The sequence below is a fragment of the Agromyces sp. Y558 genome, from assembly GCF_059445415.1.
In genome coordinates this window covers 2,200,314-2,214,260 of sequence record NZ_JCAIUH010000001.1, presented here as the reverse complement: position 1 = coordinate 2,214,260, position 13,947 = coordinate 2,200,314, and the positions used below count along the sequence as shown (strand labels likewise).

The 13,947-nt window shown below is 68.2% G+C and carries 14 protein-coding genes; 6 read left to right on the top strand and 8 right to left on the bottom strand.

Annotated features, from left to right (window positions below):
• Positions 1-21: 21 nt before the first annotated feature.
• From aroA to bcp, 3 genes are all read left to right on the top strand, one after another.
• The gene (gene aroA, locus AC1C2T_RS10345; protein WP_495362465.1) at positions 22-1,392 is read left to right on the top strand and encodes a 3-phosphoshikimate 1-carboxyvinyltransferase; all 1,371 of its coding nucleotides are present in this window, start codon (positions 22-24) and stop codon (positions 1,390-1,392) included.
• The gene (gene rsgA / locus AC1C2T_RS10340; RefSeq protein WP_495362464.1) at positions 1,389-2,477 is read left to right on the top strand and encodes a ribosome small subunit-dependent GTPase A; all 1,089 of its coding nucleotides are present in this window, start codon (positions 1,389-1,391) and stop codon (positions 2,475-2,477) included. The genes aroA and rsgA overlap by 4 nt, the downstream gene beginning before the upstream one ends.
• An 85-nt stretch (positions 2,478-2,562) precedes the next feature.
• Positions 2,563-3,039, top strand: a complete 477-nt coding sequence (gene bcp / locus AC1C2T_RS10335) for a thioredoxin-dependent thiol peroxidase (protein WP_495362463.1) — start codon at positions 2,563-2,565, stop codon at positions 3,037-3,039.
• A gap of 7 nt (positions 3,040-3,046) precedes the next feature.
• Here bcp and AC1C2T_RS10330 read toward each other — a convergent pair whose 3' ends face one another.
• The gene (locus tag AC1C2T_RS10330) at positions 3,047-3,514 is read right to left on the bottom strand and encodes a hypothetical protein (protein WP_495362462.1); all 468 of its coding nucleotides are present in this window, start codon (positions 3,512-3,514) and stop codon (positions 3,047-3,049) included.
• Between the two features lie 202 nt (positions 3,515-3,716).
• Between AC1C2T_RS10330 and AC1C2T_RS10325 the strand changes: the two genes are divergently transcribed.
• Positions 3,717-3,965 (top strand): WhiB family transcriptional regulator, encoded by a 249-nt coding sequence (locus AC1C2T_RS10325; RefSeq protein WP_022881603.1) that lies wholly within the window; start codon positions 3,717-3,719, stop codon positions 3,963-3,965.
• A 116-nt stretch (positions 3,966-4,081) separates the two neighbouring features.
• Here the strand turns inward: AC1C2T_RS10325 and AC1C2T_RS10320 are convergent, their stop codons facing one another.
• The 3 genes from AC1C2T_RS10320 to AC1C2T_RS10310 are packed head-to-tail and all read right to left on the bottom strand — an operon-like array spanning position 4,082 to position 7,478.
• Positions 4,082-5,575 carry a sensor histidine kinase gene (locus tag AC1C2T_RS10320; protein ID WP_495362461.1) on the bottom strand — a complete coding sequence of 498 codons (1,494 nt, stop codon included), beginning with the start codon at positions 5,573-5,575 and terminating at the stop codon, positions 4,082-4,084.
• Between the two features lie 27 nt (positions 5,576-5,602).
• Positions 5,603-6,847 carry a CpaE/TadZ family protein gene (locus AC1C2T_RS10315; protein ID WP_495362460.1) on the bottom strand — a complete coding sequence of 415 codons (1,245 nt, stop codon included), beginning with the start codon at positions 6,845-6,847 and terminating at the stop codon, positions 5,603-5,605.
• Position 6,848: 1 nt separating this feature from the next.
• Positions 6,849-7,478: an SAF domain-containing protein gene (locus AC1C2T_RS10310; RefSeq protein ID WP_495385208.1), complete on the bottom strand. Its 630-nt coding sequence runs from the start codon at positions 7,476-7,478 to the stop codon at positions 6,849-6,851.
• A 122-nt stretch (positions 7,479-7,600) separates the two neighbouring features.
• On the opposite strand from AC1C2T_RS10310, the gene AC1C2T_RS10305 reads away from it, so the two are divergent.
• Entirely contained in the window at positions 7,601-7,894 is a 294-nt protein-coding gene (locus AC1C2T_RS10305; protein WP_495385207.1) for a helix-turn-helix domain-containing protein, read from the top strand.
• A 13-nt stretch (positions 7,895-7,907) separates the two neighbouring features.
• On the opposite strand, the gene AC1C2T_RS10300 is transcribed toward AC1C2T_RS10305, so the two are convergent.
• Entirely contained in the window at positions 7,908-8,507 is a 600-nt protein-coding gene (locus AC1C2T_RS10300; RefSeq protein WP_495362457.1) for a hypothetical protein, read from the bottom strand.
• A gap of 181 nt (positions 8,508-8,688) precedes the next feature.
• Between AC1C2T_RS10300 and AC1C2T_RS10295 the strand changes: the two genes are divergently transcribed.
• Positions 8,689-9,141, top strand: coding sequence for an Rv3235 family protein (locus AC1C2T_RS10295; RefSeq protein WP_495362456.1), 453 nt, complete (start codon positions 8,689-8,691; stop codon positions 9,139-9,141).
• A 142-nt stretch (positions 9,142-9,283) separates the two neighbouring features.
• On the opposite strand, the gene secA is transcribed toward AC1C2T_RS10295, so the two are convergent.
• From secA to AC1C2T_RS10280, 3 genes are all read right to left on the bottom strand, one after another.
• Positions 9,284-12,067, bottom strand: a complete 2,784-nt coding sequence (gene secA, locus AC1C2T_RS10290) for a preprotein translocase subunit SecA (RefSeq protein ID WP_495385206.1) — start codon at positions 12,065-12,067, stop codon at positions 9,284-9,286.
• A gap of 298 nt (positions 12,068-12,365) precedes the next feature.
• Positions 12,366-13,073 carry a ribosome hibernation-promoting factor, HPF/YfiA family gene (gene hpf / locus AC1C2T_RS10285; protein ID WP_495362454.1) on the bottom strand — a complete coding sequence of 236 codons (708 nt, stop codon included), beginning with the start codon at positions 13,071-13,073 and terminating at the stop codon, positions 12,366-12,368.
• 23 nt (positions 13,074-13,096) lie between these two features.
• Positions 13,097-13,933: a ComF family protein gene (locus AC1C2T_RS10280; protein WP_495385205.1), complete on the bottom strand. Its 837-nt coding sequence runs from the start codon at positions 13,931-13,933 to the stop codon at positions 13,097-13,099.
• Between the last annotated feature and the right edge of the window lie 14 nt (positions 13,934-13,947).

Below are 13,947 nucleotides of genomic sequence, written 5' to 3'. Positions count from 1 at the left end.
TGACGCTACTGTTGGTAACCGATGCAGATTTCGAGGTATTCCGCACCCGAGTTCGATCCGTACGGCGAAGCGAGGCAGACCGAGACGGATGACGGGTGGCGCGCGCCACTCGCCATCGCTCCGCTCGCCTCGGTGCTGGCCCTACCGGGGTCCAAGTCGCTCACCAATCGCGAGCTCGTGCTGGCCGCACTGGCCGACGGGCCTTCCACGCTTCGCGCTCCTCTTTGGTCTCGTGACAGTGAGCTCATGATCGAGGGTCTGCGCGCGTTCGGCACCGGATTCGAACGTCTCGCGGGCAGCGGCGGCTTCGGTGACGATCTGCGGGTCACTCCCGCGACCGAGCTGCTCGGTTCGACGACGATCGACTGCGGTCTCGCCGGCACGGTCATGCGATTCCTGCCCCCGGTCGCAGCACTCGCGCTCGGCCCGACGACGTTCGACGGCGACGAGGGAGCCCGACGACGACCGATGAGCGCATCGATCCATGCCCTGCAGGCCCTCGGCGTCGACCTCGACGACGACAGGCGCGGCGCCCTGCCCTTCACGGTGCACGGCACCGGACGCGTCGAGGGCGGCGCCCTCGCGATCGACGCGAGCGCCTCGAGCCAGTTCGTGTCGGGTCTCCTGCTCTCGGCTGCACGCTTCGAGCAGGGGCTCGATCTCACTCATACAGGCGATCGACTGCCGAGCATGCCGCACATCGAGATGACCATCGAGACACTGCGCGCGCGCGGAGTCGACGTGCTGAGCCCGGAACCCGGGCACTGGCTCGTCTCCCCCGGCTCCATCCGCGCGATCGATGTGGACATCGAGCCCGACCTGTCCAACGCCGCACCGTTCCTCATCGCCGCACTCGTCGCCGGAGGCTCGGTGACGATCACCGGCTGGCCCGCCGAGACGACGCAAGTGGGTGCCCAGCTCGCTGAGCTCCTGCCTCGCTTCGGAGCGAGAGTCGAACGCGACGGCGACCGGCTCACCGTGCACGCCCCGCCACTCGGCAGCGACGGTCGCCGAGGCATCCGCGGCGTCGAGCTCGACCTGTCCGAGGCCGGCGAACTCGCACCGAATCTCGTTGCGCTCGCCGCCCTTGCCGACGCACCATCGACGATCCTCGGCATCGGGCACATCCGCCACCACGAGACCGACCGTCTCGCCGCCCTCGCCGCCGAGATCAACGGACTCGGCGGCATGGTCACCGAACTCGACGACGGACTGCGCATCGAGCCGGCGCCCCTCCACGGCGGCCCGTGGCGCGCCTACGCCGATCACCGCATGGCCACGACCGGTGCGATCCTCGGCCTCGCCGTGCCCGGCGTCGTCGTCGACGACATCGCGTCGACCGGCAAGACCCTCCCCCAGTTCACCGCCCTCTGGGAACAGATGCTGGCATGACCTGGTGGAGCGCCGACGACGACGAGGACGAGGAACCTGAGTTCGACGAGTCCGACGTGCGCGTGCGGCCCAGCCGCCGCGGCAGCCGTCCCCGCACCAAGCAGCGCCCAGAGCATGCCGACGCCGTGAACGGCATGGTGATCGGCGTCGACCGAGGCCGCTACAGCGTGCTCATCGACGAGAACGGCCCCACCGAACGTGTGATCACCGCGGCGCGGGCGAGCGAACTGCGTCGCAAGTCGGTCGTCACCGGCGATCACGTCGATCTCGTCGGCGATACGTCGGGCGAACCCGGCACACTGTCGCGCATCGTTCGTGTCGGTGAGCGCACGACTCTGCTCCGCCGCAGTGCCGACGACACCGACGAAGTCGAGCGGGTCATCGTCGCCAACGCCGACCAGATGCTCATCGTCGTCGCCGCGGCGAACCCCGAACCTCGCATCCGATTGCTCGATCGCTACCTCGTGGCGGCGTTCGACGCCGGCATCCGGCCGCTGCTCGTCGTCACGAAGACCGACCTCGCCGATCCCGAGGAGTTCCTGCGGAACTTCGCCGGTCTCGACCTGCCGGTCTTCCTGAGCGGAGAGGACCAGATGCCGCTCGGCGACATCGCACACGTGCTCGTCGGCCACCGCACCGTCTTCGTCGGTCACTCGGGGGTCGGCAAGTCCACCCTGGTGAACGCGCTCGTGCCGAGCGCTCAACGGGCCACGGGGCGGGTCAATGTCGTCACCGGCCGAGGTCGGCATACCTCCTCCTCGACCGTCTGGCTCCGGTTCGACGCCGCCGACCTCCCCGGGAGCGACGAGCTCGATACCACCGGCGGCACCGGCTGGGTCATCGACACCCCGGGTGTGCGGTCGTTCGGACTCGGCCACGTCGATCGCGCGAACATCCTGCGCGCCTTCACCGATCTCGATCGCATCGCCGAGCGCTGTCCCCGCGGGTGCACGCACCTGCCCGACGCGCCCGACTGCGCCATCGTCGAGGCCGTCGAGGCCGGCGAGCTCGGCGAGACCGGGCCGGCTCGTCTCGAGTCGCTGCAGCGCCTGCTCACCACCTTCGCCGGCGGCACCGCCTCCTGACCCCGCACGTCTCGGCGCCGTGGTTGATTCCGACTCCGGCAAGGCGCGAGTTCGCGGCATCCGTCGATCTGCCTACCATGGAGGCATGACCGATGCTCGACTCGCCCCCGGCGACCTCGCTCCAGATTTCACCCTGCTCGACCAGAACGGCGAACCGGTCACCCTCTCGGCCCTGCGCGGCTCGAAGGTGGTGCTGTACTTCTACCCCGCGGCGATGACCCCGGGTTGCACCACCGAGGCGTGCGACTTTCGCGACAACCTGAACTCCTTCGCGAGCGCCGGCATCCGGGTGCTCGGCGTCTCGAAAGACGAGGTCGCCAAACTGGCCGCGTTCGCCGAACGCGACCACCTCACGTACACGCTGCTCTCCGATGCCGACCTCGCCGTGCAGCAGGCGTACGGCGTGTGGGGCGAGAAGTCCCTCTACGGCAAGATCATCGTCGGCTCCATCAGGTCGACGTTCGTGATCGGCGAAGACGGCCGCATCGAGCGGGCGTTCTACAACGTCAAGGCCACCGGACACGTGGCGCGCCTGCGTCGCGAGCTCGGCCTCGACGGCTGAGCCCTGGTCAGGCCTCCGAACGCTCCTCGGGGCGCGAATAGGCGAGACGCACGGGCGCCCACAACAGCAGGCCGATCACCGTGATCGCAGGCACCAGCAGCGCCCAACCGACATCCGGTCGAGCGAAGAGGCCCTGGAACGCGCCGACCGCGACCGACATCTGCAGAATCTGCCAGACGATCGCTGCTGCGCGCGACCACGGCGCCCGCCGGAGTGAGGCGAAGGCGACGGCCACCACCCAGATCGCGCCGATCGCGACGAGCACGAGCAACGCAATCGCCGTCGCGTACGACGACGGCTGCAACGAGAGCAGGTCGATGATGAGCCAGATCACGAGTGCGGTCATCGCGAACGCCTCGAGGAACAGCATGATGCTCACCACTGCAAGTGCGCCTCGCACTCCGCCTCGAGGTCGAGCAGCGGATGCCGCACCGTCGTGTAGCACGTTCTGCCCGCCGTCGTCGCGCCGATTCACAGGGTTATCCCATACACAGCTATTGATTCGATCTCTCCGCTATGCGACCCTTTATGAGGCCGAATTGATGCTCACAGGGACGTGAGCCGATCAGTCACTGATCCTACTTCCCGAGATTCGGCTTTCCCCCAAGCAGCAGCCGGATTCGGCAAGCGCAATCGTGCGCGTCTGCAATCGAAGTACACCCGCAAGGAGCATCTCCATGGATTGGCGCGACAAGGCTGCCTGCCTCACAGCAGACCCGGAACTCTTCTTCCCGGTCGGCAACACGGGTCCCGCCGTCGACCAGATCGAGAAGGCGAAGGCCGTCTGCGGCCGCTGCACGGTCACGGAGATCTGCCTGCAGTACGCACTCGAGACGGGTCAGGACTCGGGCGTCTGGGGAGGCCTCAGCGAAGACGAGCGCCGCGCCCTGAAGCGCCGCGCTGCGCGCGCACGTCGCGCATCGTGAGGCGCTCTCGGCCACGCGTGGCGCGCAGCGACACGCCTGGCCGAGAAAGGCGACAGCCGTAGCTCTCGCGGCGCGTGAGCACCGCGAAGCGTACGCGGCAGACGCCGAACCCTCCCCTACACCGCCGCGATCCAGCGCAACGGCACGTCGATCGTCACTTCGGTGCCGCGACCGACGACCGTATGCCAGTCGATCGTGCCTCCGAGCTCGCCCTGAATCAGGGTGCGCACGATCTGCGTGCCGAGTCCTTCGCCGACCTTGCCTTCGGGCAGGCCCGACCCGGTATCGCGCACCTGCACGGTGAGCGTCGTCGGCGACCGATCGGCGGTGATCTCGACGTCACCCTCCTGGCCGGCGAGACCATGCTCGACCGCGTTGGTGACGAGCTCCGTGAGCGCGAGCGCGAGCGGCGTGGCGTACTCGCTCGGCAGTACGCCGAACGACCCTGAGCGCTTCGGATGCGCCGTCGTGTTGTGCGCCGAAGCGACCTCGGCGACGAGTAGCAGGGCACGGTCGAAGACGGCATCGAAGTCGACGTTCTGCGTGAGTCCTTCTGAGAGGGTGTCGTGCACCACAGCGATCGCGCCGACACGGCGCATGGCCTGCGTGAGCGCCTCGCGCGCCTCGTCGGAGTGCGTGCGACGGGCTTGGATGCGCAGCAGCGACGCGACCGTCTGGAGGTTGTTCTTCACCCGATGATGGATCTCGCGGATCGTCGCGTCTTTGGTGATGAGCTCCTGCTCCTGGTGGCGGAGCTCGGTGACGTCCCGGCTCAGCACGATGGCGCCGATGCGCTCACCGTGGTGGCGGATCGGGATGGCGCGCACCGACACGGTGACTCCGCGCGATTCGACGTCGGTGCGCCACGGTGCCCGGCCGGTGACGACGAGCGGCAACGACTCATCGACGACGAGCTTGCCGGCGAGGAGCCGCGTGGTCACTTCGGCGAGAGACTCGCCCTCGAGCTCGTCATCGAAGCCCATGCGGTTGAAAGCGGAGAGCGCGTTCGGGCTCGCGAACGTCGTGATGCCATCGACATCGAGCCGGATGAGGCCGTCTGAGGCGCGCGGCGCACCTCTGCGCGGCCCTGTCGGCGCGCCCAGGTCGGGGAAGTCGCCCGACGCGATCATCTGGAAGAGCTCTTCAGCGCACTCGTTGAACGTGACCTCCTGCCGGCTCGGCGTTCGCGTGGCGCCGAGGTTCGTGTGCCGCGTGATCACGGCCACGGGGTTGGGTGCGACAGCAGTACCGGCGGTCGTGAGGCGCCGCATCACCGGCACGGCGCGCACGCGAGTCGGCATCTCTTCGTACCAGTCGGGGGCGGACGAGTCGACGATGCGTGCGCTCGAATACGCCTGGCCGACGAGTTCACGCCACTGCGGCTTGATCTGCTGGCCGACGAAGTCGCGGTAGAACAGGGTCGCCGCACTCGACGGTCGAGCGTGCGCCACTGCGACGAAGCCATCGTCGCTGGATGGCACCCAGAGCACGATGTCGGCGAAGGCGAGGTCGGCGAGCAACTGCAGGTCACCGACGAGCATGTGCAGCCAATCGACGTCGGGCTGACTGCTGCGGCCCTGGGCGAGGACGAGATCACTGAGGGTCGACACAGCACCAGCGTAATGCCCGGACTCCGGTCAGCTTGTTGCAGCCCGCCGCAACGCCGGAAATGCGAAACTCCTGCGGCGCGCCTGCGGTACCGGCAAGAGGCTCTCGAGCGCATACTCGCGAATGGAGGCGCGCAGCGGCGAGCGCGGTGCCGCGTCACGCAGTGTGCGTGCGGTGAGGATCGCGGCATCCGTCGCCTTGGCATCGTGCGGCAGCAGTGTCGCGTCGGAGAGCCCACCGAAGCGGCGCAGCGTCTGGCGCACCTGCGCGTGCGCGTCGATGCCGAGCGCACTGGTGCGCACCCGATTCACGACGACGTCGATGCGCTCCGGATCGACGTGGTCGATGAGTTCGCCGTGCCCGCGAAGCAAGCGGGAGAGCCCGACCGGGTCGGCCAAGCCGACGGCGACCACTCGGTCGGCGGCGGCGAGAGCTGCGAACGTCGCGGCGTTGCGTCGCGGAGCGAACTGGTCGCTCGTGAGTTCTTCGTCGTGCTCGAGGCTGAACCCGGTGTCGACGATGACGTACTCGACCCACGCGCGCATCGCGCCGATCGCCGCGGTCACCCGCTCGCGCGAGAGTTCGGGCCAACGGCTCGGACCGACGAGGCCGGTGAAGACGTTGAACGCCGCGCGTGGCACCGAGTAGCGCTGGGCGATGCGTTCGAGCTCGGCGCGGTCGAGCGCATCGCCGCCGGCGAGCCGGCACGCCGAGGCGAACCCGGGGGCCTCGTCGAGCAACCCGAGCGTCGGCGCGATCGCACCACCATAGGGGTCGGCGTCGACGAGTGCGACGGTGTGCCCTGCAGCGGCGATCTCGGCTGCGAGATTCACGGCGAGTGTGCTGCGTCCGGGCGCGCCACCGGGGCCCCAGACGGCGATGACCGAAGCTGTGCGGTCGTTCCTCGACCGAGGATCGCCGACGCGCGACGGCACCGGCACTCCCCCGCTCACGATCATTTCGATCTCCGGCCAGGGTGCAGCGCTGTCGATCACCTCGTGCAACCCCAGTTGTGCGGCCTCAGCGCGCTCGGCGTCGCTACCGGCCAGTGCAACCAGACGAATGCCCCGCTCGTCGCACGCGGTCAGCAGCTGCTCGCTCAGCGTGCCGCGGCCTGCGCCGACGAGCACGACTTCAGGAGCCAACAGGTCGAGGCTGTCGACGAGGTCGCGCCATCCGACGAGCCGGGCGACGATCGTGTGGCCGTGCTCGACGACGTCGGCGAGGATACGGTCTTCCGTCGTGCTGTCGAGGGCGAGGGCGAGGCGCGCCATCTCACTCGCCTGCCGAGCGGGCGGGCACGAGATCGATCGCGTCGCTTGCGGTGAGCGCCTCGAGAAGCGCCGCCACCTTCTCTCGGGGAATCAGGAGCTCGACCGAGACGCCGCCGGACGAGACCATGCCCTCGCTCTCGATGATGCCGGCGATCTCGGCGTCTGAAACGAGCACCGCGGGCGGCTCGAATCCGCCGCCCTCGACCTGCTTCGCGGTCCAGACGTCGACTCGTGCACCGGCGGCGATTCCGGCGGGAAGGGCCCCACGGCTCGGCACCACGACGGTGGCCAACCCCGTGCGGTCGGCATCGTCGACCGCCGATTCGGGCACGAGCTCGCCGGCGGTCACGGTGCGCGCCACGACGAGCCCGACGGCGGGGATTTCGCCGACTTCGAGGTATTGGCCGGCGGTCGTGCCGAGCCGCACGGACTCGGTGGTGAGGTCATCAGCGTGGATGCGCGTGCCCGGAGTCATCGTGTCGCGGGCGACATAGACATCGACGCCGTCGTCGAGGCCGGTCACGAGGGCGGAGACACCGAGGGTGGAACCCGCGATGAGCACGATCCCGATGATGAGGCGCGGGTCGAGACGCAGCGCTCCCCGCTCCCCGCGTTCCTGACGACGTGCCATCGTGTTGGTTCCTTCCGCTCTGCGTATCGCGCCGGGGTCTATCGTCGCCCGAACCCGCGAGATTGGCTGGAAGTTATCCACAGCCGCCCCGACCAGCCCGCTTCCGGTCGATAATCGAAGACATGACCTCTCCAGGTTCGGGCGACGAGATCGGCCGCTTCCTCACGCTCGCAGACGCCGCCGAGATCCTCGCCGTCGATGTGACGGCCGTTGACGACCTGGTCCGCTCCGGCGAGCTGCCCGCGATTCGTATCGGCACGGCCGGTCCATGGCGCATCGAGCGCGTACAACTCGAGGTCTGGATCGAGCTCCAATACGAAGAGACGCGTCGGCACTCGGCGTGGAATCAGGGCGAGTTCGCGAACATCGCCGAGCTCTCCGGGGCACGCAGCGGGCGCCTTCGGCCCGTCGACTGAACGGGCGGCCGCGTCAGCAGAAGTCGATGAGCAGCACGCGCGCGAGCGGCACTATGCGATAGCCGTGCACCGCGTGCTCGCGTCGCGGTGCGCCGGGTTCGTGCAATGCGAGGTCGATGTGGTCGCGCGCGACCCGGTCGATCGTGCCATGCGTCTGGCCATCGAGCGTGCTCACTCGCACCGCCGTGCGGCGGCGGCACAGGTCGCGCAGCACGAAGGGCATTCCGATGCGTTCTGCGAGGCGAGCGGATGCCTCGGGCACCGACTCGAGGCTCGGCTCCAGTTGCTCGCGGGTGGGCAGCACCGCGGCGATCGCGGCTATCGGCACAACGCATTGGGCACCCGACTGCCCGGACTCGATCGATCGCCCGCTCACCCAATCGCGACCGAACACCTGGGGCCGCAATGCGATCGTTCGACCACCATGGAGCTCGATCCTGACGAACGCAGCGGGATCGTCGGACTCCGATCGGGCGATCGCAGCGAGCCGATCGCGAAGCGTCAGCCGTCCGAGTCGCAGCCGTTCCTCTTCGATCGCGAGCGCGCGTTCCTCGTCACGCTGGTCGTGGTCGATCTGCGACTCGAGATCATCGAACAACAGGTCCCAACGCATGCAGAGACGCTATCGTGCGTCGCGCCATGACGGGAACGTTTTCCACAGGCGAGGAAAACTCTTGACACGGTTTCGCCGCCTGATTACGGTTCACTCAGGGAACACCCGATGTCCCCCACACGGGGGTGTACCCGTCGCCCGATCGCACGTCAGGCGAGCCCTCCTCCCCCCTGGAGCACAGATGACCGCACGCGACGCGATCGCCACCCGAACCGCCGTGATCCGAGGATCCGCCGCGCAGTTCCTCGACGATGACGACGAGTACTTCGCCCGCCAGCCCGCCCGCCGCACCGAGCTGCCCGATCCCGAGCCGTTGCTGCGCAACCTGACCCACTGCGTGATCGAGGCGCTCGGCGGCGCTCGCGACCTCGAACAGCTCGCGAGGTGGGTCAACGACGACGTCTACCGCAACCTCTCCAAGCGGGTGGTGCTCGCCGCCCGCGCACGCAGGGTCAAGGGACAATCGCCGCAACGGCCCGCGTTCTCCGTCGGACGCGTACTCATGTGCGAGCCCGCCGACGGCGTGGTCGAGGCGGTCATCATGGTGCATCAGAAGGCGAGGTCCCGGGCGGTCGCCATCCGCATCGAGGGCTTCGACCAGCGTTGGCGCGCGAGCGCCATCAGCGTGCTCTGACCCGAGACACCTGAGCACGCGCACGCCCTGAGCACGCGCACGCCTGCGCGCACCTGCAGCGGATCACGCTGACGCGCCGGCCCCCGCTCACGCGAGACCCCGGTCGGGTGCAACGCACCTGACCGGGGTTTCAGCGGTGGGTTCAGCGACCCTTGCGGTCTTGAGCCCGGCGCTCCGCGCGATTCTGCGGTGCCACTTCGCCGCCCGTGCGCTGGCCGAATGCGCCGCGCGACTCTTCGGCAGCGGGCGCCTGACTCTCCGCGACGGCCCGACGTGCGCGTTGCGTCGCCGCCTGCTGCACCTGTCCGCGCTCATTACGCACCTCGACGCCGCCGGCATCGCTCGGTGCCGAATAGCTGAGCTTGTCGTCGGTCGCGCCCTGGCGGCCGAGGCCCTTCGCTTCGATCTTGGCTCCAGCGCCTGCCTGCGGCGCGACCTCGACCTCGAGGTTGAAGAGGAAGCCGACCGTCTCTTCGCGGATCGAGCCCATCATCTGCTGGAACATGGCATAGCCCTCGCGCTGATACTCCACGAGAGGGTCGCGCTGCGCCATGGCGCGCAGGCCGATGCCGTCTTTCAGGTAGTCCATCTCGTAGAGGTGGTCGCGCCAGCGACGGTCGATGACCGAGAGCACGACACGACGTTCGAGTTCGCGCATCGCGGGCGAGCCGAGTTGCTGCTCGCGCCGGGAGTAGGCCATCTTCGCGTCGGAGAGAATCTCTCGGCGGATGAAGTCGCGGTTCACGCGACCCTTCTCGCCTGCCTCGGCGACGACCTCGTCGATCGTGATGCCGATCGGATAGAGCGTCTTGAGTTCAGTCCAGAGCGCGTCGAAGTCCCACTCGTCGGGGTTGCCTTCGGCAGTGTGGGTGTCGAGCACCTCGTCGATGACGTCTTCGAGGAACCGCTGCGTGCGCTCGTGCAGGTCGTCGCCCTCGAGGATGTGACGGCGGTCGCTGTAGATGGCCTCGCGCTGGCGGTTCAGCACATCGTCGTACTTCAGCACATTCTTGCGGATCTCGGCGTTCCGGGCTTCGACTTGAGATTGCGCAGATCGAATGGCGCGCGAGACGACCTTCGACTCGATGGCGACATCGTCGGGCACTCCGCGCGACATGAGGCTCTCGGCGGCACCGGCGTTGAAGAGTCGCATGAGGTCGTCGGTGAGCGAGAGGTAGAAACGGCTTTCGCCGGGGTCACCCTGACGGCCCGAGCGACCACGCAGCTGGTTGTCGATGCGGCGCGATTCGTGACGCTCGGTACCGAGAACGTAGAGCCCGCCGGCGCTGAGCACCTTCGCGGCTTCGACCCCGACCTCGCCCTTGACCTTCTCGAACACCGTGTCCCACTCGGCTTCGTACTCGTCGGGGGTGTCGACCGGGCTGAGGCCGCGCTCGTGCATGAGCTGCACGGCGATGAACTCGGCATTGCCGCCCAACATGACGTCGGTGCCGCGACCGGCCATGTTCGTCGCGACCGTGACGGCACCGTGCCGGCCCGCCTGCGCGACGATCGCGGCCTCACGCGCGTGGTTCTTCGCGTTCAGCACCTCGTGCCGCACGCCCTTCTTGGCGAGCAGTCGGGAGAGGTATTCGCTCTTCTCCACGCTCGTCGTGCCGACGAGCACGGGCTGGCCCTGCTTGTGGCGTTCCACGATGTCTTCGACGACCTGCGCGAACTTCGCCTCCTCGTTCTTGTAGACGAGGTCGGGCTGGTCGAGGCGCACCATCGGCTTGTTGGTGGGGATCGCCACGACGCCCAGCTTGTAGGTCGCCATGAACTCGGATGCCTCGGTCTCGGCGGTACCGGTCATACCCGAGAGCTTGCCGTAGAGGCGGAAGTAGTTCTGCAGCGTGACGGTGGCGAGGGTCTGGTTCTCGGCCTTGACCTGCACTCCCTCTTTCGCCTCGATCGCCTGGTGGATGCCCTCGTTGTAGCGACGCCCGACGAGGATTCGGCCGGTGTGCTCGTCGACGATCAGCACCTCGCCGTTCATCACGACGTAGTCCTTGTCGCGCTTGAACAGGGCGTTGGCCTTGATGGAGTTGTTCAGGAACGAGATCAGCGGCGTGTTCGCCGACTCGTAGAGGTTGTCGATGCCGAGGTAGTCTTCGACCTTCTCGATGCCGGGCTCGAGCACGCCGACGGTGCGCTTCTTCTCGTCGACCTCGTAGTCTTCGCCCGCCACGAGTCGCTTCGCGAGATTCGCGAACTCGGTGAACCACCGGTTCGCCTCGCCCGAAGCGGGGCCCGAGATGATGAGCGGCGTGCGAGCCTCGTCGATGAGGATCGAGTCGACCTCGTCGACGATCGCGAAGTGGTGGCCGCGCTGCACCATGTCGCTCGACTGCCAGGCCATGTTGTCGCGCAGGTAGTCGAAGCCGAACTCGTTGTTCGTGCCGTAGGTGATGTCGGCCGTGTACTGCTCGCGTCGCACTTGCGGGTTCTGGCCGGCCACGATGCACCCGGTGGTCATGCCGAGGGCGCGGAACACACGGCCCATGAGTTCGGACTGATAGCTCGCGAGGAAGTCGTTGACCGTGACGATGTGCACGCCACGGCTGGTGAGCGCGTTGAGGTACGCGGCGGTGGTCGCGACGAGGGTCTTGCCCTCACCGGTCTTCATCTCGGCGATGTTGCCGAGGTGCAGGGCCGCCCCGCCCATGAGCTGCACATCGAAGTGGCGGAGACCGAGGGTGCGCCGACTCGCTTCGCGCACCGCTGCGAACGCCTCGGGCAGCAGGTCGTCGAGCGATTCGCCGTTCGCGTAGCGCTCGCGGAGCTCGACCGTCTCGTTCCGCAATTCGTCGTCACTGAGCGACTGGAATCCGTCTTCGAGGGCGTTGATCGCCGCTGCGTAGTTCTCCAGCCGCTTGAGGGTGCGGCCCTCACCGACGCGGAGGACCTTTTCCAGAATCGAAGCCACGAATGTTCTCCTGTTGTTGTTGGGCGCAGGGCCTCGGGTTGAGCCCCGGGCACGCCCGTTGCCGCCGCGCAGACGGCCATCATAGCCATGCTAGCGGTGAACGAGCCGGGTCTCACTGAGCTGCCGGAGGCTCCGCCCGTCACGTTCACCGAGCTCGTCGAAGTGAACACGACGGCACCGGGCCGCCCGTCGCGTTCACTGAGCGTGTCGAAGGGATCGCGGCCGCGCCGGTCTGCTCGCTTCGACAGGCTCAGTGAGCAAACCCGCTCAGCGAGCAAACCCGCTCAGCGAGCGGATGTCACGCGCTGGCGCGCTGCAACTCGACCGGAGAGGTCGATGGCGCCCGCTCCTCGGCGCGTTCGTCGAGCCCGATGAGTCCGTAGTCCCACCCCTTGCGCCGGTAGACGACGCTGGGACGCCCCGACTCCGCATCGACGAACAGATAGAAGTCGTGACCGACGAGCTCCATGAAGTACAGCGCGTCGTCGACGGTCATCGGCGTGGAGGCGAACACCTTTCGGCGGATCACGACGGGGCAATACACCTCGTCTTCCTCGACGTGCGGCTCGTTCTCGTCGACGACGGGGATGCTGCCCGTGCGCACCTGCTCGAGCACTTCGGACGCTGCGGCCTGCACACCGACGTCGGAGAATCCGACATCGGTCGCCTCACGAAGCGAGGTCGGCCGTCGGGACCCGCCGCGGTGTACTTTGCGGCGGTCCTTCGCCCGTCGGATGCGCTCGAGCAACCGCCCGAGCGCGACGTCGAACGCCGCATACTTGTCGGATCCGTCTGCCTCGGCGCGGACCACTGGCCCTTTACCGACGAGAGTGAGTTCGACGCGGTCGGGGCCTGGGTTGCCGTTCTTCTCGTTGTGACGGCTGAGCTTCACGTCGAGTGAGATCGCGCGCTCGGCCAGATGCGTCACCTTCTCGGCCTTCTCCGCCGCATAGGCGCGGAATCGGTCCGTGATTCCCAGGTTTCGTCCGACGATGTTAAGTTCCATGACGACCTCCGTTCACCGACGTGTCACCCGGTTCTGAAGGGTGGATCGACCACGCCTGTCCTGCCACCGTAGCCCCCTTGTACGGCAATGTCACGGCGAGTTTCCCGTGAGGTTCCTGCACGCCGCGGGAACCTCCGCGGTGTCTCGGCGAGCACCGCGACCGCGACAGTCTCACCCCCCGCCGCGGTGAGCACGCGCACCGCTTCGGTGAGGGTGGACCCGGTCGTGACGATGTCGTCGACGAGGAGGAATCGGCGTCCGGTGAGGTCGGCGCCAGCGCCGCCGGCCTCCGTCGCCGCGGCGAGGATCGTTGGCCGGCGACCGCGGACCGCGAGCCCACCCGCTGCATTCCGACGCCGGGAATCGGCGTCGAGGCCGGCCTGGTCGACACGTTCCCGAGCAAGCTTCAGCACGCGCGACGAGCGGATGCCGCATCGCTCGAGCAGCACGTCGATGGGCACGTACCCGCGCGCGCGCCGCGCAGCAGGCGTCGACGGAATCGTGCACACCTCGATCGGCGAGCCGGCGGGAACTTCGGCGAGGGCGGCGAGGATCGCACCGCGCAGGGCGGGGGCGAGCGCCCACGCAGCATCCGTTCGCGCACCGTCTTTGAACGCGCCGATCACTGCGGCAGCCACTCCCGCGTACTCGAGGCCCGCCCACCCCCTCAGCGCGTCTCGCTCGACCCGCCGAGGCGCAGGGACGAGTGCGAGAGCACACACGGCGCACACGCTGCGGTCGGGCGCGCCGCAGCCCGAGCACGTGACCGGCAGCAGAATCGCGAGTGCGTCGCGCACCGCGGTCTCCACGAGCCCCGCGAAGCGTGATTCCGCCTGGCGCGGCGCGAGCTCGTGGTGCATCGCAACACCCTGGC